Origin of the sequence: Streptomyces sp. McG3, from assembly GCF_018619185.1 — a bacterium.
In the GTDB taxonomy this organism is placed as follows: domain Bacteria; phylum Actinomycetota; class Actinomycetes; order Streptomycetales; family Streptomycetaceae; genus Streptomyces.
Genome location: NZ_JAAXYC010000141.1, coordinates 1 through 20,021, shown reverse-complemented (window position 1 = coordinate 20,021; position 20,021 = coordinate 1). Strand labels below are relative to the sequence as shown.

General features: G+C 72.8%; 21 protein-coding genes and 1 pseudogene. 9 read left to right on the top strand and 13 right to left on the bottom strand.

The features are described 5' to 3' along the window. The 3 genes and pseudogenes from HET64_RS22095 to HET64_RS39195 form a co-directional block, all read right to left on the bottom strand. A partial coding sequence (locus tag HET64_RS22095; protein ID WP_215108170.1) for a CocE/NonD family hydrolase occupies positions 1–690 on the bottom strand: 690 nt, incomplete at its 3' end. Positions 691–746: 56 nt separating this feature from the next. Next, positions 747–2,063 (bottom strand): ATP-grasp domain-containing protein, encoded by a 1,317-nt coding sequence (locus HET64_RS22090; protein WP_215108168.1) that lies wholly within the window; start codon positions 2,061–2,063, stop codon positions 747–749. A 132-nt stretch (positions 2,064–2,195) separates the two neighbouring features. Further along, positions 2,196–2,350 (bottom strand): annotated as a pseudogene (locus HET64_RS39195) (transcription antitermination regulator); the annotation flags it as partial. 164 nt (positions 2,351–2,514) lie between these two features. Here HET64_RS39195 and HET64_RS22085 point away from each other — a divergent pair. Then, a complete protein-coding gene (locus HET64_RS22085) occupies positions 2,515–2,841 on the top strand; it encodes a plasmid stabilization protein (protein WP_215108166.1) in 327 nt (108 codons plus the stop codon). Positions 2,842–3,231: 390 nt separating this feature from the next. Here the strand turns inward: HET64_RS22085 and HET64_RS22080 are convergent, their stop codons facing one another. From HET64_RS22080 to HET64_RS22065, 4 genes are read right to left on the bottom strand one after another with little or no spacing between them, the layout of a single operon-like run. Further along, a complete protein-coding gene (locus HET64_RS22080; RefSeq protein WP_215108164.1) occupies positions 3,232–4,278 on the bottom strand; it encodes an iron-containing redox enzyme family protein in 1,047 nt (348 codons plus the stop codon). Continuing rightward, entirely contained in the window at positions 4,275–4,529 is a 255-nt protein-coding gene (locus HET64_RS22075) for a CDGSH iron-sulfur domain-containing protein (RefSeq protein WP_374105569.1), read from the bottom strand. Before HET64_RS22075 ends, HET64_RS22080 begins: the two co-directional genes overlap by 4 nt. After that, a complete protein-coding gene (locus HET64_RS22070) occupies positions 4,513–5,232 on the bottom strand; it encodes a HemK2/MTQ2 family protein methyltransferase (RefSeq protein WP_251145678.1) in 720 nt (239 codons plus the stop codon). Before HET64_RS22070 ends, HET64_RS22075 begins: the two co-directional genes overlap by 17 nt. 41 nt (positions 5,233–5,273) lie before the next feature. Beyond that, positions 5,274–5,498 carry a hypothetical protein gene (locus HET64_RS22065; protein WP_215108162.1) on the bottom strand — a complete coding sequence of 75 codons (225 nt, stop codon included), beginning with the start codon at positions 5,496–5,498 and terminating at the stop codon, positions 5,274–5,276. Positions 5,499–5,571: 73 nt separating this feature from the next. Here HET64_RS22065 and HET64_RS22060 point away from each other — a divergent pair, with 73 nt between their 5' ends. Further along, positions 5,572–6,240: a DNA alkylation repair protein gene (locus HET64_RS22060; protein ID WP_374105570.1), complete on the top strand. Its 669-nt coding sequence runs from the start codon at positions 5,572–5,574 to the stop codon at positions 6,238–6,240. Here the strand turns inward: HET64_RS22060 and HET64_RS22055 are convergent. After that, on the bottom strand, positions 6,191–7,630 hold the full coding sequence (locus tag HET64_RS22055) for an MFS transporter (protein ID WP_215108160.1): 1,440 nt from the start codon (positions 7,628–7,630) through the stop codon (positions 6,191–6,193). The two genes, HET64_RS22060 and HET64_RS22055, sit on opposite strands and share 50 nt — an antisense overlap. 151 nt (positions 7,631–7,781) lie before the next feature. On the opposite strand from HET64_RS22055, the gene HET64_RS22050 reads away from it, so the two are divergent. Then, a complete protein-coding gene (locus HET64_RS22050; RefSeq protein WP_215108158.1) occupies positions 7,782–8,471 on the top strand; it encodes a TetR/AcrR family transcriptional regulator in 690 nt (229 codons plus the stop codon). On the opposite strand, the gene HET64_RS22045 is transcribed toward HET64_RS22050, so the two are convergent. The 4 genes from HET64_RS22045 to HET64_RS22030 are packed head-to-tail and all read right to left on the bottom strand — an operon-like array spanning position 8,458 to position 13,325. Then, positions 8,458–9,615, bottom strand: a complete 1,158-nt coding sequence (locus HET64_RS22045) for an XdhC family protein (protein WP_215108157.1) — start codon at positions 9,613–9,615, stop codon at positions 8,458–8,460. The two genes, HET64_RS22050 and HET64_RS22045, sit on opposite strands and share 14 nt — an antisense overlap. Then, positions 9,608–11,761: a xanthine dehydrogenase family protein molybdopterin-binding subunit gene (locus HET64_RS22040; protein WP_215108155.1), complete on the bottom strand. Its 2,154-nt coding sequence runs from the start codon at positions 11,759–11,761 to the stop codon at positions 9,608–9,610. The genes HET64_RS22045 and HET64_RS22040 overlap by 8 nt, the downstream gene beginning before the upstream one ends. Then, positions 11,758–12,750, bottom strand: a complete 993-nt coding sequence (locus HET64_RS22035) for a xanthine dehydrogenase family protein subunit M (protein WP_215108153.1) — start codon at positions 12,748–12,750, stop codon at positions 11,758–11,760. The genes HET64_RS22040 and HET64_RS22035 overlap by 4 nt, the downstream gene beginning before the upstream one ends. Continuing rightward, on the bottom strand, positions 12,747–13,325 hold the full coding sequence (locus HET64_RS22030; RefSeq protein ID WP_215108151.1) for a (2Fe-2S)-binding protein: 579 nt from the start codon (positions 13,323–13,325) through the stop codon (positions 12,747–12,749). The genes HET64_RS22035 and HET64_RS22030 overlap by 4 nt, the downstream gene beginning before the upstream one ends. 192 nt (positions 13,326–13,517) lie before the next feature. Between HET64_RS22030 and HET64_RS22025 the strand changes: the two genes are divergently transcribed. The 3 genes from HET64_RS22025 (at position 13,518) to HET64_RS22015 (ending at position 15,847) form a co-directional block, all read left to right on the top strand. Then, positions 13,518–14,099 carry a TetR/AcrR family transcriptional regulator gene (locus HET64_RS22025; protein WP_215108149.1) on the top strand — a complete coding sequence of 194 codons (582 nt, stop codon included), beginning with the start codon at positions 13,518–13,520 and terminating at the stop codon, positions 14,097–14,099. 104 nt (positions 14,100–14,203) lie between these two features. Then, the gene (locus tag HET64_RS22020) at positions 14,204–15,304 is read left to right on the top strand and encodes a hypothetical protein (protein ID WP_215108147.1); all 1,101 of its coding nucleotides are present in this window, start codon (positions 14,204–14,206) and stop codon (positions 15,302–15,304) included. 243 nt (positions 15,305–15,547) lie between these two features. Continuing rightward, on the top strand, positions 15,548–15,847 hold the full coding sequence (locus HET64_RS22015) for a hypothetical protein (RefSeq protein WP_215108145.1): 300 nt from the start codon (positions 15,548–15,550) through the stop codon (positions 15,845–15,847). On the opposite strand, the gene HET64_RS22010 is transcribed toward HET64_RS22015, so the two are convergent. Further along, the gene (locus HET64_RS22010) at positions 15,826–17,361 is read right to left on the bottom strand and encodes an aromatic amino acid ammonia-lyase (protein WP_215108143.1); all 1,536 of its coding nucleotides are present in this window, start codon (positions 17,359–17,361) and stop codon (positions 15,826–15,828) included. The two genes, HET64_RS22015 and HET64_RS22010, sit on opposite strands and share 22 nt — an antisense overlap. Positions 17,362–17,512: 151 nt before the next feature. On the opposite strand from HET64_RS22010, the gene HET64_RS22005 reads away from it, so the two are divergent. Genes HET64_RS22005 through HET64_RS21995 form a run of 3 tightly spaced genes read left to right on the top strand, consistent with a single transcriptional unit; the run spans position 17,513 to position 19,885 of the window. Continuing rightward, positions 17,513–18,556 carry an ABC transporter ATP-binding protein gene (locus HET64_RS22005; protein WP_215108141.1) on the top strand — a complete coding sequence of 348 codons (1,044 nt, stop codon included), beginning with the start codon at positions 17,513–17,515 and terminating at the stop codon, positions 18,554–18,556. After that, a complete protein-coding gene (locus tag HET64_RS22000) occupies positions 18,553–19,203 on the top strand; it encodes an ABC transporter permease (RefSeq protein ID WP_018957998.1) in 651 nt (216 codons plus the stop codon). Before HET64_RS22005 ends, HET64_RS22000 begins: the two co-directional genes overlap by 4 nt. 4 nt (positions 19,204–19,207) lie before the next feature. Further along, positions 19,208–19,885, top strand: a complete 678-nt coding sequence (locus HET64_RS21995; RefSeq protein ID WP_215108139.1) for an ABC transporter permease — start codon at positions 19,208–19,210, stop codon at positions 19,883–19,885. Positions 19,886–20,021: the final 136 nt, after the last annotated feature.

The following is a 20,021-nucleotide window of genomic DNA, read 5'->3' as shown; positions in this document are numbered from 1 at the left end:
GTCCTCGCAGACCGAGGCGTGCCGCCAGTAGGCGTCGCGCCGCTGGTGGCGCAGCCACTCCACGACCCACGGCCCGCTGCCCTCCAGCCGCTCGTGCCACAGCTCGCGCCAGCTCTCCCCGACGACGGCCGGGTCGGGCGGGCAGGTGGCGTACGCGAACATCGTCCCGGCCTCGGCGAGGTTGTCGGAGAGCATGGCGCCGCCGAGGTAGTGCATGTCGTCCGCGTACCGGTTGTCGGTGAACGAGGCGATGACGATGGCCTTCAGGCTCTCGGGGCGCCGGGCCGCCGTCTGGAGCGCGGCGAAAGCGCCCCAGGAGATGCCCATCATGCCGGTGCTCCCGTCGCACCAGGGCTGCGCGGCGACCCAGGCCAGCACCTCTTCGGCATCGCGTTGCTCCTGCTCCAGGTACTCGTCCAGGAGCACGCCCTCCGACTCCCCCGTCCCTCGCAGGTCCACGCGCACGCAGGCGTAGCCGTGGCCCGCGATGTACGGGTGGTGGATGGCGTCGCGGGTCGAGGTGAGGTCGTTCTTGCGGTAGGGGATGCACTCCACGACCGCGGGGACCGGGTCCCCGTCGGACGAGGTGGGCCGCCAGATCCTGGCGGACAGACGTACCCCGTCCGCCATGGTGATGGTGACGTGGTCCTCTTCCCCCGTCTCGTACGGAAGGTTCTCGACGAATCGCATACGGGTGGCAGGGTCCTTCCTGACGTCGGGTCCGGTGGGGGCGGGTACCCGGGGCGTCACGAAGAATTCCGGCCGTGCCCGCCCGGTCGCGTCTCGTCGAAGCTCAGGCCGAGGGCCGCGACGCAGGCGTCGAACTTGCGGCGCAGGTCGTCCTCGTCGTCCCCGCCGGTGAAGATGTGGGCGAGCTCGTAGCTGTAGCTGTCCTGGCCCGTGACCGAGGAGAGCCGCTGCCCCTCGGAGGGGACCATGTCGATCCGGACGCCCGGGATATCCCGCTCGATGGCGGCGATGTCCTCGGCGGTCGGCACCTGGTGGACACGGCCCTCGCCGAACCAGCGGTAGTACCACTTGGCGGCCACCTTGTAGCGGCCGCCGCCGGGCGGCAGGGCCGGGTCGCCGCCCAGGGCGAGCCGGAACATCCGATGGTGGTTGGGCACGCCGTCGACGAAGTCGAACATCTCCGCGTGCGACTGGGAGTGGCGGGGGTTGATCTCCAGCAGGCTGATGTCGGCGGTCTTCGGGTCGTAGAAGTACTCGATGCTGAAGGTCGCCGCGTCCATGCCGATCTGCCGCATGGTGCGTTCGCTGACCTCGTGCAGCCGCTGGATCACCGGGGCCGGGAGGGTGCTCGGATACTGGTGGCGCAGGAAGGACGAGGAGCCGGGGTAGTTGATCGAGTCGAGCACGCCGTAGACGGTGACCTCGCCCCGGTGGACATATCCCTCGACAGCCACCTGGATGCCCGTCATGGCCTCTTCGGCCAGACAGACCTGCCCACCGACCCCCGCCATTTCCGGCGGGAGTTCCAGAAGATCGAGTATGGCTTCGAAAGGCTTTCCCACCCGGGCTATCCCCTCGCGTATCTCCGTGACCGCCGACCGGAACTCCGTCATGTCCGAGACGCCGAATGCCAGCTCGGAGGAGTAGGCCAGGGCGGGCTTGAGCCACATGGGGAAGTTCACGCCGTCCGGCGGCCGCGGATCGTCGCTGTCCAGATCCACCCGGCCGAAGCGGGGGTGTTCGTCGATGACCTTCTGCTGCTCCAGCCGACTCCAGTACTTGTGCTCGCACTTGACGACGGATTCCAGGCTGGTACTCGTCGTGCCGTACTCCCTGCTCAGCAGGGGTACGAGGGTGCTCACGGGGAAGTCCCAGTAGCCGACGATCGCGTCGATGCCTCCCTCGTGCGCGTCGAGGACGGCGCGGGCGCGGGTCAGCAGTTCGTCGACGGTGGTCTCGTCCTCCTGCAACTCCTTGATGCTGAGCAGGGGGTGGAGGCGGTGGTGGCGGGCGTCCGGAACGGCCTCCAGCGTTCGCAGGTTCGCCTCGTCCATTCCGACGATGAAGATATTCTTGCGCTGATCTAGGGACACGGGTTCTTCTTTCGGTTCGGCCGACAGGGACTTGCGCCGTCTACCCGTGTGCCTGTGTTCAAACGGAGTCACCCGAGGCAGGGGGTGCCGGGCCGGGCCGGATGCGGCCCTCGGGCGAAACCTCGCCGGTGATGCCCGCGCGATCGCCCCGGTGGCCTGCGCGGTGAGCGGTATCAGCGCTGTCAGGCCGGCCGTGTCGAAGGCGTGCGGGACGGGCGCGTACAGATCGAGGGCCCGGCCGTGCGGCTGTGCGGTGCGATCGGCGACGACAGCGAGGAGCGGGCGCCCAGACGCCGACCGGTCGGGTGAGCGGCCATCGGCGCCACCCGCCGGCCTTCGGCGTTCTGCTCCCTTCGCCGCCTCCGGAGGCGCTGTCCCGGTGTGGGCTGTTCAGTGGGATCCGTAGGGGAAACGCTGTGGTCGTCCCCCGAGACGGAGTGAGGAGCACGTCATGCCGGCTGGATCCGACAAGAAGCGTGAGCGGCAGTACGAGCACATCAAGGAGAGCCAGGAGGAGCAGGGCGCCTCGAAGAGCCGCGCGAAGGAGATCGCGGCCCGGACCGTCAACAAGCAGCGCGCCCGGTCGGGCGAGTCGAGGACGGCGAGCAAGACGTCGACGCGGGACAGGAAGTCCGCCTACGAACGCGGCGGCGAGCACTCCCACAAGGGCGCGCAGGGCCCCACGCGGGACCAGCTCTACGCGGAGGCCAGGAAGAAGAACATCGACGGGCGTTCCTCCATGAACAAGGAGCAGCTCCGCAAGGCCCTCGGACGTTGACGCACATCACCATCCGGGCCGGAGGGCCGCCCGTACGTCGGAGGAGCAGGACATGCCCGCGGACGCACGAGGCGACGATGTGTACCCAGATGGAAGAGGGCTGCTCTCCTCCCCAACGTCCCCTGGGTGTGAACAGGTTCGGCACGACGGGGGCGGAGGAGCGTCGCGGCGAAGCGCCGGCTCGCCCAGGAGGTCGAGGGGGAACCTCTGGAAGGGTCCGCCCCCGAGTGCCGGGCCGGCCGGCTCAGTGGCGCGGACGACGCGACCGGGCGGGAGAACGGCGTCTTCGCCGAGGACGCAGGTGCGGATCGCCGAACCGCTGGAGCGCGACACGGGGGTCACGGTCCTCGCCGCGGACGACGACACCTTCTGAGCCGCCCCCGCCCGTCATCAGGGCGTCAGCGGTGTGCGCAGGGCCGAGCGGCCCTCCCGCCACCCCGCCAGCAGGTGGTCCCCGAGGAGGTCTTCCAGATGGCCGGTCGCCTCGATGCCCAGGACGACGTCGGCCGCCAGCGCGGGCTCGTCCTCCAGCAGGCCGCCGATCACCTCGTGCCGCACCACCTGTTCGTGGACCGCGTCGGCTTCCACGTGCTCGTCGTAGAACCGCTGGGCGGCGGGGCCCGCGCCCGCGCGGCGCAGGGCCTCGGCCAGTCTCCTCGACCCGGGTGACGAGGTGATCTCCACGGTGGCGAAGTGCCCGACGAGCGCGCCGCGCAGCCGTCGGTGCAGACCGAAGAGGGACATCAGGTTGACGGTGGCCAGGGCCTGGGCGGGCGCGGCGTCGAGGTAGCGGCCGTACCGCGCGTCGAGACCGAGGTCGGTCATCAGGTCGGCGAAGAGCTGTGCGTGGATGTCCTCGGCCCGGCCCGCTCCGAATTCGTCGAACTCGACGGCGACCATGCCCGCCTTCGCCCGGCCGCGGAGCCTGGGCACCACCCACAGGTGCGGGTCGGCTTCCTTGAGGTGGTAGAGGGAGCGCACGGCGGCGTACTCGCGCAGTTGCCACAGCTCTCCCTCCCGCTGGAGGTGGTGGCTGACGCTGTGGCCGTCGTCCCCCACCGGTTCCAGCTGGAGCGCGTCGACCGCCTCCGCCACGTCCTTCCCGCCGGGGCCGCTGTCGCGGCGCAGCGCGTCCAGGAAGACGTCCTCGGCCGCCGCGCGCACGGCGAGCAGGGCGGGATCCCACTCCAGGAGCTCGTCCACGCCCGCGAAGCCCCGGTAGTGGAGCTCGTACAGGACGTACAGGAGCAGCTGGAGGTCGTCCCCGTACGGGTCGGAGCGGCGGACCGCGTCGGCTTCGGGCAGAGGGACTCCGCCTCCCGCCAGTACGGCGAGGACGCTCTCGCTCAGGGGGCCGCGCGCCGGGGGAAGGCCGGGAGAGGCCGCGGAGCTCTCGCGGGAGATGGTTTCACGGGGGGTGGTGGCCGGGGTCGTCACGGTCGGGACTCCTCCTCGCCCTCCTGGGGCTGTCGGTCGTTCGCGCCGGAAGCGGCGGGCTTGCGGCGGCGGTGGCTGGTGTCGCACCAGGGGTAGGTACGGCTGCGGCGGCAGGTGCAGATCGCGACGACGAAACGGTCGGACCGGACCGTCGTTCCGTCGTCGACGACGACCTCTACCGGCCCTTCCACCAGGATCGGGCCTTCCCGGTTCACCACCACCCGGCGGGGCGTCTCATTTCTTCCGGCCACGGATCACCACCAGCTCCTCCCTGTCCAGCCGGCCCCTCAGCAGCCCCTTGTCCCGCAGCCAGGCCGCCCGGCGTCGGGTGACCGGCCCGAACGGGATCGTCACCCGGTCAATCACGGAGACGTCCAGCCCGGCCGCGGACAGCCGGCCGACCGTCTCCTCGGGGCGGCTCAGCCCCGACTGGACCAGCAGCAGCAGCCCGCCGGGGCGCAGCGCGGCGAAGGCGTCGTCACAGATGCGGTCGAGGATCACCCGCCCTTCGGGGCCCGCGTCCCAGGAGCGGCCTGGCCCGTGCCGTGGCACCGACAGGCCGGGGGCCGGAACGTACGGGGGATTGCTGACGACGGCGTCGAACGTGCGGCCGGGCAGAGCCCGCAGCAGGTCGCCCCTCCGTACGGTGACGGGCAGGCGGGCGAGTGCGGTGTTCAGCCGTGCGGACGCCACGGCCCGGCGGCTGATGTCCACCGCGGTGACGCGGGCGCCGAGCCGGGCGGCGTGCAGGGCCAGCGCGCCGCTCCCGGTGCAGAGGTCCAGCAGGTCCGTGCCCGGGCCGATCCCCTCGCGGCCCATGGCCAGGGCGAGGAGAAGCGTGTCGGTCTGTGGCCGGTAGACGCCGGGTAGCCGCACGACCCGGCCCGGCCGTGGAGCTTCCGCGCCCGGCCGCCGGACCCTGCCGGACTCGTCCGGCAGGGTCCGGCGCGCCATCGGGCCGTCTTCGCCCTCGGGTACCCGAACCTCTGGCCCGTTCAACGGCCGTGACGCCCGTCGGGCCGGTCCTGCTGCTCCTGGCGGCGCGCCTCGGCCTGCCGGCGTCGGCCCTCGTCCTTGCGGTCCTGGTCGTCGAGCGCCTTGCCGTCGGATTCCGTGGCCAGTCCGCGGGCCTTCAGTACCTTGGCCCGCAAGATCCTGCGTACGTCACGCATCGTGTCCTCCTGTGCGGTCAGCGGTGGTTCCACCGTCGATCGGTTCACGTTTCCTCGTCGTCCCCGGCGCGCACCTCAGAGTCCGCCACATGGGCGCGCCTGTTCCCGGTGGCTCGCGCCGCTGTACTGGAGTGACCCCGAACGGCCCCGCCAAACACGCGCCGCTCGCCGCACCGCGGACACCGGCCGTGCGCCGGAGGTCCGTCGTACGCTGAATCCGTCGTTCCGACCGACAGGGGAACGGACGAGGGGACCAGCAGGAGGCCGAGGTGGCCGCAGAGACGCCGGCCGGCGCGACGGTGGCCGAGGTGATGGCCGAGCCGGCCGCGCCGGAGGACCGAAGGCGTTCGAGCGTGAGGCCCTGGACGCCCTGGTGCGTGAGGCCCGCGCCCCCAAGGTGCACGACTGGCTCGTGAACCACGTGGTGAGGAAGAGCCCGCACGCAGAGGAGCTGCCCCTGGTCTGGACCGCCGACCCGGACCCCGTGGTCGAAAGCGCCGGCTGGGCGCTCACCACCGAGAGCGTCAGGAAGGACCCCGGGGTCCTCGACCTCCCCGGGCTGCTCGACGTCGTCGAGGCGCGGATGAAGGACGCTCCGGACCGACTGCGGTGGGCGATGAACCGCTGCCTGGCCCGGATCGGGATCGACCGCCCCGGCCTCCGCGCCCGCGCCGTCGGCATCGGTGAGCGGCTGGAGGTGCTCAAGGACCATCCGACCTCTCCGGGCTGTACGTCCCCGTTCACGCCCGCCTGGATCGCCGAGATGGTGCGCCGGCAGGACGCCTCGTAGCGGGGCGTGGAACGCGGCGCGGTCCGATGAGCGTGACGGTGGTGAGCACGGCGACGACCGCGAGCGCCGCGGACACCCCCAGTACGGCTCGGGCGCCGTCGGTGACCGCCTGCGCGCTGTGGCCGCCGTGGAGGGTGAAGACCGCGCCGAGCGCCGCGGTGCCGACCCCCGCGCCGAGGGACGCGAGGGTGGCGACGGTCCCGGCGACCATGCCGACCCGTTCGGGGGCCGTGACCCGCACGGCGACGGCCATGACGGGTGCGCCCGCGATCCCGCCGCCCGCTCCCCAGGCGAGCAGCGGCACCAGCAGCGCCCACCACGGGGTGCCGGGGGTGATCAGCAACGCCAGAGCGGCGAGGCCGGCGCCCTTGAGCGCGTAGCCGGAGCCGATGACCAGGCCGGGTGCCCAGTGGCCGATCAGCTTGGAGCCGACCATGCCCATGACGATCTGGGCGAGGAAGATCGGGGTCATCAGCAGGCCCGCCCCGGTCGGGCCCATACCGAGGCCGTCGGAGAAGTACAGCACCAGGTAGACCGAGCCGCCGATGGTCAGGACGCGGCTGAGCAGGACGGCCAGCATCGCACCGGAGAACGCGGGCCGGCCGAACATCCGGAGTTCCAGTGTCGGCGCGGGCACCCGGAGCTGGACGGCCAGGAAGGCGGCCAGCGCCAGGCAGGCGGTGAGCAGCACGGCGGTCTCCTGCCCGGACCAGGGTGCGTCGCCGGGGCGGAGCATCAGCAGCGTCGCCGTGCCGAGGCCGAGCATGAGCAGCAGGCTGCCGAGCCAGTCCGTCCGCCCCGCCTCCGACGCCCCCGGGGAGCGGGGCAGCACGCGTACGGCCAGCACCCAGGCGGCCATGCCGAGGGGCAGGTTGACCGCGAAGACCGCCCGCCAGCCGAAGGTCTCGGCCAGCACCCCGCCGAGGGTCGGCGCGAGCAGGCCCGCCGCGGTCGCGAACGAGCCCCAGGCGCCGATCGCGAGATCGCGCTCCTCACCCTCGTAGCGGTCGGAGAGCAGCGGAATGCCGTTGACCATGATCGCGGCGGCTCCCGCCCCCTGGACCACACGGGCGGCGTTGAGCCACAGCAGATCCGGTGCCACGGTCGCGGCCAGGGAGGCCAGGGTGAACACGGCGATCCCGGCGAGGAACAGGGCCCGTCGGCCCCAGCGGTCCGACAGGCTTCCCACGACCTGGGTGAGGGCCCCCATGGCGACCATGTACGTCACCACCACGGACTCGGCCGAGGCTCCGTCCGCGACGTCGGCGCTGATCAGCGGGAGCCCGATGGCCACGATCGTCAGGTCGACGACCACCAGGCCCGTGGAGGCCATCACGAGCACCAGTACCCCGCTCAGCGGCGGAAGGCGTCGGGACTTCTGGGCAGGCATGCGGAATCGGCCTCCGGGCTCGGCGGGCGTGGACGGCCCGCACGGCGAGAGCAGGCGAACGGGCCCTGGCGGCCCGTGACATGGCCAGCCTGGCTCTACCCATCACTAAAGTCAACACGTGTGAAGTTCAAGCGGGCCGTACGCTGACGCCATGCCTGCCACGCCTCGCCGCCGACCCGCCACACGCAAGGGCCGCCCCGTCCTCACTCGCGGGATCATCGCCGCCAAGGCTCTGGAGATGGCCGGCGCACAGGGGTTCCCCGCCCTCACGATGCGGGCCCTCGCCGCCGAACTGGGCGTGACCGTGCGGGCGTTGTACAACTACGTCGAGGATCGCGGGGAAGTCGTCAGCCTGGCCGTCGACCTGATGCTGACCTCGTGGAACCCGCCCCGGCTCGACCCCGCGGCCTGGGAGACCTCCGTCGCCGGCTACGCCGGCTCCCTGCGCGCGCTCTACCGCCGCTGGCCCCGGGCCCTGCTGGTCTCCCTGGACGAGGACACGCCCCCGGACTCGGTGCATCCCAACCGTCTGCTCCACCTCGACCGGTTCCTCCGGCTGCTGCGGGACGTCGGCCTGGACCTCCCGGCGGCGCTCGCGGCGCACCGTCATCTCTCCCTGCTCGTACTGTCCTTCGCCCTCGTGGTCGACGGGCCCGCCGGCCGGGCCGGGGACGACCGGAACACGCTCGTCCCCGACACCTGGCTCATCGCTCACGCCGGCCTCGACATCCCCACCCTCCGGGAGGCCGCCGCGCTGCCCCCTCCCACCCCGGACGAGCAGTTCGACCAGCTGGTCGCCGCCGTCGTCGACCGGATCCGCGGCGGACTCAGCGCCGGCTGACGGCCCGCAGATCCCGGTGGGACTCCTGGCGCGGTTCCCGGTGGATGGGCTCCGCGCCTCCGGTCAGGGGCAGGCCCGTGCCGCCCCGCCGGGCCGCGACGATCTCCGCGGCGATGGACAGGGCCGTCTCCTCGGGCGTACGGGCTCCGAGGTCCAGGCCGATGGGCGAACGCAGGCGGTCCAGCTCCCGGTCGCTCAGCCCTGCCTCGCGCAGCCGGCGCCTGCGGTCCTCGTGGGTGCGGCGCGATCCCATCGCGCCGACGAACGCGGAGGGCATCCGCAACGCCTCGGTGAGCAGCGGCACGTCGAACCGGGCCTCGTGCGTCAGCACGCACAGCACCGTGCGCCCGTCGGTGGGGGTACGCCGGAGATAGCGGTGGGGCCAGTCGACGACGACCTCGTCGGCCTCGGGGAAGCGGGCCCGGGTGGCGAAGACGGGCCGGGCGTCGCACACCGTCACATGGTGGCCCAGGAACTTCCCGGCCCGTACCAGCGCCGCCGCGAAGTCCACCGCGCCGAAGACGATCATGCGGGGCGGTGGCACGCTGCTCTCGACGAGCAGGGTGAGCCCGCCGGGGCAGTGCGTCCCGTCCTCGGCGAGGGTGACGGTGCCGGTGCGCCCGGCGTCCAGCAGGGCCGAGGCCTCGGCCGCCGCCGTACGGTCCAGCTCCGGGCGCCCGCCGAGCCCGCCCTCGCCCGTACCGTCGGCGCGGACGAGCAGCGCCCGTCCCAGGAATCCGTCCGGGCCGCTCACCACCCGGGCGAGGGCGGCCCCCGCGCCGGAGACCACGGCGGACAGCGCGGCCCCCAGCACCGCGCGTTCGGGCGAATCGGCGCGGACCGGCGTGACCATGATGTCGATGACCCCGCCGCAGGTCAGCCCGACAGCGAAGGCGTCCTCGTCGCTGTAGCCGAACTGTTCGCGCACGGTCGAGCCGTCCTGGAGCGACTGCGCGCACAGTTCGTAGACCGCGCCCTCCACGCAGCCGCCGGAGACCGAGCCGATCGCCGTGCCCTCGCTGTCGACGGCGAGGGCCGCGCCGGGCCCGCGCGGCGCGCTGCCGCCGACGGAGACGACGGTGCCGACGGCGAACTCCCGGCCCTCCGCCATCCATCGGTGCAGCTCGGCGGCGATGTCAAGCATCCGCCGCTCCCCCGGCGGGATCCGGCACCGTCGCCGCGAGGATCCGGTCGGGGCGGATCGGCAGGTCCCGGTGGCGGGCGCCGGTGGCGTGCCAGACCGCGTTGGCGACGGCCGCCGCCGCGCCCACGATGCCGATCTCCCCGATGCCCTTGATGCCGACCGGGTCGTCCGGGTCGTGGTCGTCCACCCAGTCCGCCTCGATGTCCGGGACGTCGGGGTGCGTGGCCACGTGGTAGCCGGCGAGATCGGGGGCGTAGTGGCCGCCGCTGTTCCGGTCGCGGACCGCCTCCTCGTGCAGGGCCATGGAGATGCCCCAGGTCATCCCGCCGACGAGCTGGTTGCGGGCGGTGAGCGGGTTGACGATCCGGCCCGCCGCGAAGACGCCCAGCATGCGGCGCACCCGGACCTCACCGGTGGTGGTGTCCACGGCGACCTCGGCGAACTGCGCCCCGTAGGAGTGGCGTTCCTTCTGCGCCAGGGTCCCGAGCGCCTCGGTGGTGTCGGACCGCACCGTGATCCCCTCCGGGGGGATGCTCGTCGTCACCGCGAGCCGCTCCCGCAGTTCGGCGGCGGCGGCCGTGACGGCCCAGGCCCAGGAGCGGGTGCCCATGGAACCGCCGGCGATCATCGCGGGGCCGAAGTCACTGTCGCCGATGCGGACTTGGACCCGTTCGGGAGCGGTCTCCAGCGCGTCGGCGGCGATGAGGGTGAGCGCGGTGCGGGCTCCGGTGCCGATGTCGGCGGCGGTGATCCGTACGGTGAACGAACCGTCCGCCTCCGCCGTGACCAGGGCGGTGGACGGGGCGGCCCCGGCGCCGAAGGAGGCCGCCGCCGTGCCGGTGCCCAGCAGCCAGCGTCCGTCGCGGCGGGTGCCGGGACGGGGATCGCGGTCCGCCCAGCCGAACCTGCGCGCGCCCTCGCGGAAGCAGGCCGCCAGATTGCGGCTGCTGAACGGGAGCCCCGAGACGGGACCCACCTCCGGCTCGTTGCGCAGGCGCAGTTCGATGGGGTCGACGCCGGCGCGTGTCGCGAGTTCGTCGAGGGCCGCCTCGATCGCGAACGACCCCGGGGCCTCCCCCGGTGCGCGCATCCAGGTCGGGGACGGCACGTCGAGCCGTACGACGTGGTTGCCGGTGCGGTGCGCCTCGGCGTCGTACATCACCCGGGCGACGCCCGCGCCGGGCTCGACGAACTCGTACACCGTCGACGTCTGGTTCAGCGAGAGGTGTTCCAGGGCCAGCAGCCGGCCGTCGGGGGCCGCGCCGAGCCTGATCCGCTGGGTGGTGGGACTGCGGTAGCCGCCCAGGGTGAACGTCTGCCGCCGGGTCAGCACGACGCGTACCGGGCGCTGCAGGGCGGTGGCGGCCATCACGGCGGACACCTGGTGGGCGCGCAGGCCCTTGCTGCCGAAGCCGCCGCCGATGTGCTCGGAGCGGACCCGCACGGAGGAGGCGTCGAGCGAGAACATCAGGGCCAGCTCGCTCTGAACCCAGACGGCGCCCTGGTTGGAGTCGACGACCTCCAGCCGGCCGCCGTCCCAACGCGCGGTCGCCGCGTGCGGCTCCATCATGCTGTGCTGCTCTTCAGGGGTGGTGTACCGCGCGTCCACCACGTGGGCGGACGCGGCCAGCCGGTCCTCCAGGTCGCCCTTCTCCGTCTCGGCGGGCATGTGGCTCGCGGCGGGGTAGGCGTCCGGATGGCCGGCGACGAGCGTGGTGTCGTGGGGCTCCTGCTCGTACGTCACCACGAGCGCTTCGGCGGCCTCCCGGGCCTCCTCGGAGGTCTCGGCGACGACCAGCGCGACGGGCCAGCCGGCGCACGGCACCCTGTCGTTCTGGAAGACGGCGCAGGTCGGGTCGGGCGGGGTGCCGAGCATGCCGACGTAATCGAGGTTCAGACGCGGGGCGTTGCCGTGGTGCAGGACGGTGAGCACGCCCGGCATGTCGAGGACCGGGGCGGTCTCCACGTCGAGGATCCGGCCACGGGTGACCGTGGACAGCACGAGCCAGCCGTGGGCCAGGTCCGGATACGGGATCTCGCCCGCGTAGCGGGCCGCGCCGGTGACCTTGTCCCGGCCCTCGACGCGGGTGTGGGCGACGCCGACGGCTCCGCGCACGGCCCGGGGTCCCGGCGTGGTGGTCGTCATCGGGTGTCCCTTCCGGCGAGTTCGGTGAGTACGGAGACCACGAGGTTGCGCATGAGGGTCACCTTGTATCCGTTGTCGGGCAGCGGCCGGGCGGCGGCCAGTTCGGCGTCCGCCGCGGCGGCGAAGGTCGCGCCGTCGGCCGGTGCGCCGGTCAGCACGGCTTCCGCCGCACGGGCGCGCCAGGGCCGGGAGGCGACGGCTCCCAGGGCGAGGCGCGCTTCGCGTACGAGGCCGTCCTCGATGTCGAGCGCCGCGGCGACGGAACCGATGGCGAAGGCGTACGAGGCGCGTTCGCGCACCTTGCGGTAGCGGGAGTGGGCGGCGACGGGCGCGGCGGGGAGGCTGACGTGGGTGATCAGAGCGCCGGGCGGCAGGGCGGTCTCCCGGTGCGGGGTGTCTCCGACGGGGAGGTAGAAGTCGGTGAACGGCGTCTCGCCGGGTCCGTCGGCGCTCTCGTAGGAGACCACCGCGTCGAACGCCGTCAGCGCCACACCCATGTCGGAGGGGTGCACGGCCACGCAGTGGTCGGAGGCGCCGAGGACGGCGTGGTTGTGATGTTCGCCGGAGACGGCCGGGCAACCGCTGCCCGGGACACGCTTGTTGCAGGGCTTGGAGACGTCGGTGAAGTAGCCGCAGCGGGTGCGCTGGAGCAGGTTGCCGCCGACGGTCGCCATGTTGCGCAGCTGCCCGGAGGCTCCGGCCAGCACGGCCTGGGCCAACGCCGGGTAGTGGCGGCGGACTTCGGGGTGGGCGGCGAGATCGCTGTTGGTGACGGTCGCTCCGATGCGCAGACCCCCGTCCGCCGTGGGTTCGACGCGGTCCAGGGGGAGTTCGCGGACGTCGACGAGGCGGGCGGGGCGTTCCACGCCGCACTTCATCAGGTCGACGAGGTTGGTGCCGCCGCCGAGGAACCGCGCGTCCGGGTCGGCGCCGAGGAGGGCGACCGCACCGGTGACGTCGTGGGCGCGCTGGTAGCCGAACTCCTTCATGCGGCGGCCTCCTTCGTGGCTGCCGTCCGGTCCTCGGCGTGGGACTCGGCGGCGCGGGCGACGGCCTGGACGATCGAGACGTAGGCGCCGCAGCGGCACAGGTTGCCGCTCATGCGCTCCCGGATCTCGTCGGGCGTCAGCGGTGGCGGCCCCGCCTCGGGCCCCGGGTCTTCGGTGACGGCGCTCGGCCAGCCGGCCGCGTGTTCCTCGATGACGGCGATGGCCGAGCAGATCTGGCCGGGGGTGCAGTAGCCGCACTGGTAGCCGTCGAGGTCGAGGAAGGCCTGCTGGACGGGGTGCAGTTCGTCGCCCTCGGCCACGCCTTCGATGGTGGTGATCTCGCGTCCCTCGGCCGCGACCGCGAGGGTGAGGCAGGAGACGACGCGTCGCCGGTCGACCAGGACGGTGCAGGCGCCGCACTGCCCTTGGTCGCAGCCCTTCTTGGTGCCGGTGAGGTCGAGGCGCTCGCGCAGGGCGTCGAGCAGGGTGGTGCGGTGGTCGATGGGCAGGTGGCGCTTCTCGCCGTTGATGTTCAGGGTGATCGCACGGGACGTCGACGAGGTCGCTGGGGCCATGATCAGCCTTCTCTGGTCTCTGGTGACGAGGAACCGGACCGCCGGCCGGAACCGGTCGATCCGGCGACCGGCGAACGCGACCGGCGCTAAGGTAGCCCTAACCGGACTGTTGTCCGTTCACGGAAAAAACGTAACGGACAGCTGTCCGGTTAACAAGGACGGGTTTCGGCCACGAGCCCGCGAGGAGGATCCGTGTCCCAGCCGAAGAAGGACGCCCCCCTGCGTCTCGACGCGCAGCGCAATCGGGAGCGCATCCTGCGCGTGGCCATGGTCGAGCTGACACTGCGCGCGGACGCCCCGCTGAGCACGATCGCCAAGAAGGCGGGCGTCGGGCAGGGCACGTTCTACCGCAACTTCCCGCACCGGGAGGCCCTCGTCCTGGAGGTGTACCGCTACGAGATGCAGCAGGTCGCCGACGCCGCGGGCGAGTTGCTCCGGACGCGGCCGCCCGAACGGGCCCTGCGCGAGTGGATGGACCGCCTCGCCCGCTTCGCCATGACCAAGGCCGGCCTCGCGGACGCGATCCGGCTGGTCACCAGCGCGCCGGGCGGACCCGCCAAGCCCGGCCCCACCCCGGTCATGGAGGCGGCCGGAACCCTGCTCCGCGCCTGCGAGGACGCCGGCGTCGTCCGCCCCGGGGTGACCCCGGACGACTTCTTCCTCGCCATCGCCGGTCTCTGGCAGATCGATCCGCGCGAGGACTGGGAGCCGAGGGCCGGCCGGCTGCTGGACTTCGTCATGGACGGACTGCGCGTCGGGGCACCCGGCCGCTGACCCGACCGCCCGCCACCGGGTGTCGGTGGGCCGTGTGATGATGCCCGGACACGGCTCGGACCTGGGGAGGGGCCGAGCACAACGCACGCGAGAGGAGCGGTGAGTTGAGCAAGGGCGGGGCGTCCATACCGGACGAGGAGTGGGAGCGTTTCCTGAAGGAGGCCGAGGCCGGGGGCCGGGGAGCGCCCGAGGAGCCGTCGGCTCGGGCCCGGATGGTGGCGCAGCGGCTCCAGGAGGAGTCCGGCCCGCCGGAGGGATGGCGGACGTATACGCCGGCCCGGCGACGCAAGGGCAGGGGCTGGGCCGCACTGGGCCTGGCGGCCGCCGTCGCCGTGGTGGTCGTGGCCGTCGGCCCCTGGGGGATCGGCAACTGGTTCGACGGCGGCGACGGTACGAGTGCCACGCCCCTCGCCGCGGAGTCGGAGCGCCCGACCGGTGCGCCCCCGCAGGAGGGCGCGGACCGGCCGCCCACCCTCGACGAGCCGTTCCGGGGGTCGCCGGCCGCGCGATGGGGCGACGGAACGGCGGGCATCCACCTGCCCGAACCACGGGCGACCGGCTGGATGAGCAGGGCGGAGGTAGCGGACGCGCTCGCGAAGACCCGGGACTTCCTCGCCGCGTCCAGTCTCGACCCCGCCGTGCTGAGCGGCGAGCGGCCGGCCGAGGCCATCGCGCTGATCAACCCGCACCAGTCGGATGTGCGGGGCTTCCTCAAGAAGGCGCTCCGCGCGCCCGATCGCGACAACGACCCGCTCCTGCTGTTCAGCCGCTTCCGGCCCTCCGACGTACGACCGGCCGGGGACGTGGTCAAGACCCGCGGCCGGGTCACCTTCCGGGAGGGCGAGCGCGGTGCGGTGCGGGTGTCCACCGACATCACCTACGTCTACCCGGTCGTGCGCGCCGAGGGGGACAGCGACGAGGTCGCGCGCACCATCGTGCGCCGCGAGGTGGTGATGAGCTGGGACGACCCGGCGAAGATCGTGATCGAGCCGGGGACGTTCTCCCTCGTCTCCTACAAGGTGGACACCACCAACGGCGGTTGCGACACCCACACCGGCTATCTGACCCCCGCGTTCCTCGCCGAACGCACCGGCGCCGAAGCGCGCGACAGCGCCGAGGTCGACCCGTACGACCGGAGCACGACGATGGAGGAGCGTATGCGGGAAGGCGACGACGAGGGTTGCGGAACCGCCACCCGCTCCTGAGAGGAGGGACGGGTCCGCGCCCCGCGCGCGGGTGCGTTCAGGGGGGAGCGCCGCGCAGCGGTACCCGGTCGCGGTGCCACCCCCCGGGGAGTCCCGCGAAGCGAAGCCTCGGCCCCGGGTCGTCCGCTCGGGGCCGCGCACCCGCTCCACGCCTCCCGGCGACGAATCCGGTGATCGCCCGGCGCCGCATACGTGGTGAGGGCAGCGGACACGGCCGCTCTCTCCCGCGAGAGGCGGTACGTCATGATCACGCTGATGCTGATCGGGCTGCTGGGCGGGCTGATCACCGCGGTGTCACCCTGCATTCCGCCCGTCCTGCCGGTGGTGTTCCTGGCCGGCGGCTCCGGGCGGGGCGAGAGGGGCGAGGCCGTGGGCAAGCCGGTCCGGGCTCCGGGCGACACCGAAGACGGCGGCGGGCGTCCGGGAGCCTTTGGGGGCGCTGTCGCGACCGCTCCCCCAAAGGCTCCCGGACGCCCGCCGCGCAACCGGCGCCCCTACGCCGTGGTCGCGGGCCTCCAGGCCTACGTCCTCACCTTCGGGTGAACACCCGGGACCGAGGCCTCCCCCAGCTCGGCGAACCGGTCGAGCAGCCCGGCCGCCGCGGCCACATCGTCCGTCAGCGGCCGGTCGGCCGGCTCCGCGTCGAGCACCGAGGCCGCGAGTTCGAAGGCCCGGCCGACCGGCAGATCCGGGTCGAGGCGCAGCTCCCGCTGGCGCAACGCCCTGACAGCAGCGACGAGTTCACAGCCCACGACGAGCCGGAACGCCTCACACGCCCGCAGGGTCTGCCGGGCTGCCAGCGAAGCGAAGCTCGCCTGCTCCTCGACGCCCCGCGAGAGCACCGCGTGGCCGAGCGAGGCGGGCGCGGAGAAGGCCCGCAGGTCGCCGAGCGCCGCCCCGGCCGCGTACTCGAGGATCATCACGCCCGACGACGCCGGCTCGCCGTCCGCGAGGAACGGACGCAGGCGGGTGAAGCCCGGTTCGTTCAGCGTCGAGAGCCGGGAGGTGGACAGCCGGGCCACCTGGGTCACCGCGAGCCTGAAGTGGTCCAGGGAGAGGGCGAGTTGGGCGAGGTAGAAACCACCGTGGTGGTAGGCGGCCATATCGTCGGCCGAGATCAGCGGGTTCTCGGCCGCCGCGTTGATCTCGACCGCGAGGACCTCGTCGAGCGCGTCCGCCGCGTCGTGCGCGGGTCCATGGATCTGGGGCACGCAGCGGAAGCCGTACGGGTCCTGGATCCGGCCGAGCGGCGGCGTGGGGCGGTCGGGGGCGCCGAGCAGCAGCCGCATCCGCTCCGCGACCGCGTACGAACCGGCGTGCCGCCGTGCCTCGTGCACGGGCAGCGCGTAGGCCTCGTAACTCCCGTCGATCGCCATCAGCGACAGGGCCGCCACCACCTGCGTGGCCGCGATCAGGGTGCGCAGCTCGTGCAGGGCGAGGGTGGACTGGCCGAGGGTGAGGGCGTTGCTGCTGATCAGGGCGAGGGCGTCGTTGTTGTCGAGGGGCTGCGGTGCGGGGGCCGCCCCGGCGCCCTGCCAGGGGTGTTCGCCCGCCAGCGCGAGGCCCAGCTGCGCGAGCGCGGCGATGTCGCCGGTGCCGACCGAGCCGAACTCGTTGACCTTCGGGTAGGCACCCGTCTCCAGAGCTTCGCAGAGCGCGGTGACGACGGTCGGGCGCAGTCCGGCGCCGCCGGCGAGGAGCTGGTTGGCGCGGACGGCGAGCATGGCGCGGACCTGCCGTGCGGGGAGCTCCTCGCCGATCGCCCCGGCGTGGCTGCGCAGCAGGCGCAGTCCGTGGCCGGACGCCGCCTCCGTGGGCACGGTCTCGTTCCGGTTCGCCCCCACGCCGGTGGAACGACCGTAGACGCGACCCCACGAAGCGATTTCCCGCGCGGCGTTCCAGGAGGCTTCCACCCGCTTCATGCCCTCGGTTCCCGGAACGGGCCGGGCGGCGGATTCGGCCATTCGTACGACATCTGCGACCATCAGGCGGCGGCCGTCCAGGATGACGATCGCACCGTTGCCGCCTACCGCCCTGTCCGAGATATGAGACGACATCAGTAGCAATTCCTCCTCTGTCGGACGCTCCGTCTTGTTCTGCGGCCCCTGATAACCAGGGATTTGCGCCCGTACGGCGACGACCTATTGACAATCTATTCAGTCACCGAGAACTCTGCATGATGATATGCAGCCGGGCAAGGGACTCCTCATGATCCAATTCGACAAGGCCCACAAGCGCTTCCCGAACGGCACGACCGCGGTGCACGACCTCACGCTCGATCTGCCGGAAGGGGGCGTGACCGTCCTCGTCGGATCTTCCGGTTGCGGCAAGACGACCACGCTCCGCATGATCAACCGGATGGTCGAGCCGACCTCCGGGACGATCAGGGTGGGCGGCAAGGACGTCCTGGAGCAGGACGCCGCCGAGCTGCGCCGCTCCATCGGCTACGTCATCCAGCAGTCCGGGCTCTTCCCGCACCGCACCGTGCTGGACAACATCGCGACCGTACCGCTGCTGCTCGGCTGGGGCCGCAGAAAGGCGCGGGCCCGGGCGGCGGAACTCCTGGAGACCGTCGGCCTCGCCGCCGACGCGGGGAAGCGCTACCCGCACCAGCTCTCCGGCGGCCAGCAGCAGCGCGTCGGCGTGGCCCGCGCGCTCGCGGCGGACCCGCCGGTCCTCCTGATGGACGAGCCCTTCGGCGCCGTCGACCCGGTGGTCCGCACCCAGCTCCAGGACGAACTTCTCCGCCTCCAGCGTGAGTTGAACAAGACGATCGTCTTCGTCACGCACGACATCGACGAGGCCGTGCGGCTCGGGGACCGCATAGCCGTCTTCCGCACCGGTGGCCATCTCGTCCAGTGCGCCTCCCCCGCCGAGCTCCTGGCCCGCCCCGCGGACGCGTTCGTCGCGGACTTCCTCGGCGCGGAGCGCGGCCTGAAGCTGCTGTCCCTGACGACGCTCGAAGAGGTCGCCCAGGGCCCCGCCCCCGAAGGCGGCCGCTGGCGGCTCGCCCTCGACGCGGCCCGCAAGCCGCTGGCCTGGCGCGAGCAGGAGACGGACGCGGAGATGCCGGTCCGGCCCCTGCGGGACGCCGACTCGCTCCTCTCCGCGCTCAACGAGTCGATCGCCGCGCCGAGCGGCCTGGTCGCCCGGGTCGACGCGGACGGCGTCCTCACCGGCGTGACGTCCCGCGAGGACATCCACGACCACGCGGGCCGGGTACACAGCGCGGCGAGCACGGTGGCCGCATGAGTGTCGACTGGTCGTGGATAGCCGACCACACCGACGATCTCACCGCCCTGACCCTCTCCCACCTCCAGGCCGCCCTGACCGCCGTGCTCCTCGGCCTGCTCGTCTCGCTCCCCCTGGCCGTGGTGGCCCACCGGGTGCGCAGACTGCGCGGGCTGCTCCTCGGGCTGTCGAACGTCCTGTTCACGATCCCGTCCATCGCCGTGTTCGTGCTGCTCCTGCCGGTCAGCGGGCTCACCCGGACCACCACCGTCATCGGCCTGACGATCTACACGCTCGTCGTGCTCCTGCGGAACACCGTCGAGGGCCTGGACTCCGTCCCCGCCCGGACGAAGGAAGCCGCGAAGGCGATGGGCTCCCGGCCGCTGCGCACCCTGCTCACCGTCGAACTGCCCCTCGCGCTTCCCGTGATCATGGCGGGCGTGCGGATCGCGACGGTGATGGCGATCTCCCTCGTCTCCGTGGCCACGTACATCGGCGACGGTGGGCTCGGGCAGCTCTTCACCGACGGCTTCCAGCGCAACTTCCCCACGCCCGTCATCGTCGGCGTCGTCCTGACCCTGCTCCTCGCACTCGTCGCGGACGCCCTGCTGGTCACCCTCCAATACGTCCTGACGCCGTGGACCCGCCGGCAGAAGCAGGGGGCCTGACCTCATGTACGAACTCCTCAAGGGCCTCGGCTCCTGGCTGGTCAGCGGCGAGCAGTGGACCGGCTCCGACGGCATCGGCCACCGGCTCGCCGAGCACCTCCAGTACTCGCTGCTCGCCACCCTCGTCGCGGCCGCCATCGCCCTGCCGGTCGGTCTGCTCATCGGGCACACCGGGCGCGGCGCGTTCGTCGCGATCAACCTGTCGAGCTTCGGGCGGGCGCTGCCCACGGTCGGGCTCGTGGTCCTCGTCTTCCTCGCCAGCGGCCTGTCGATGTGGCCGGTCTACATCGCCCTCGTCGCGCTCGCGGTGCCGTCCATCGTCACCAACACCTACGCCGGGATGACGGCGGTCGACCCCGAGGTGCGGGACGCGGCGCGCGGCCAGGGCATGCGCTGGCACCAGGTCCTCCTCCAGGTCGAACTGCCGCTCGCGCTGCCCCTGATCATGACCGGGCTCCGGCTCGCGCTCATCCAGGTCGTCGCGACGGCGACCATCGCCGCGTACGTCTCCTTCGGCGGGCTCGGCCGGTACGTCTTCGACGGGCTCGCCCAGCGCGACCTCGTGCAGGTGCTCGGCGGCGCCGTGCTCGTGGCGCTCGTCGCCGTCGTCCTCGATCTCGCGCTCTCCGCCCTCCAGCGCGTCCTTTTCCGCCACCGCCCCGCCCCGCGGGCCCAGGCCTAGGAGCCCCCCATGAACCGCAGAAACCTCCTCGGCGGACTCCTCGCCGCCGCCACCGTCCCCGCGCTCGCCTCGTGCAGCGGCGGCATCACCTCCCTCGACGGGGAGGGGGCCGGCGGCGGGGGCGGGGGCTCCAGCG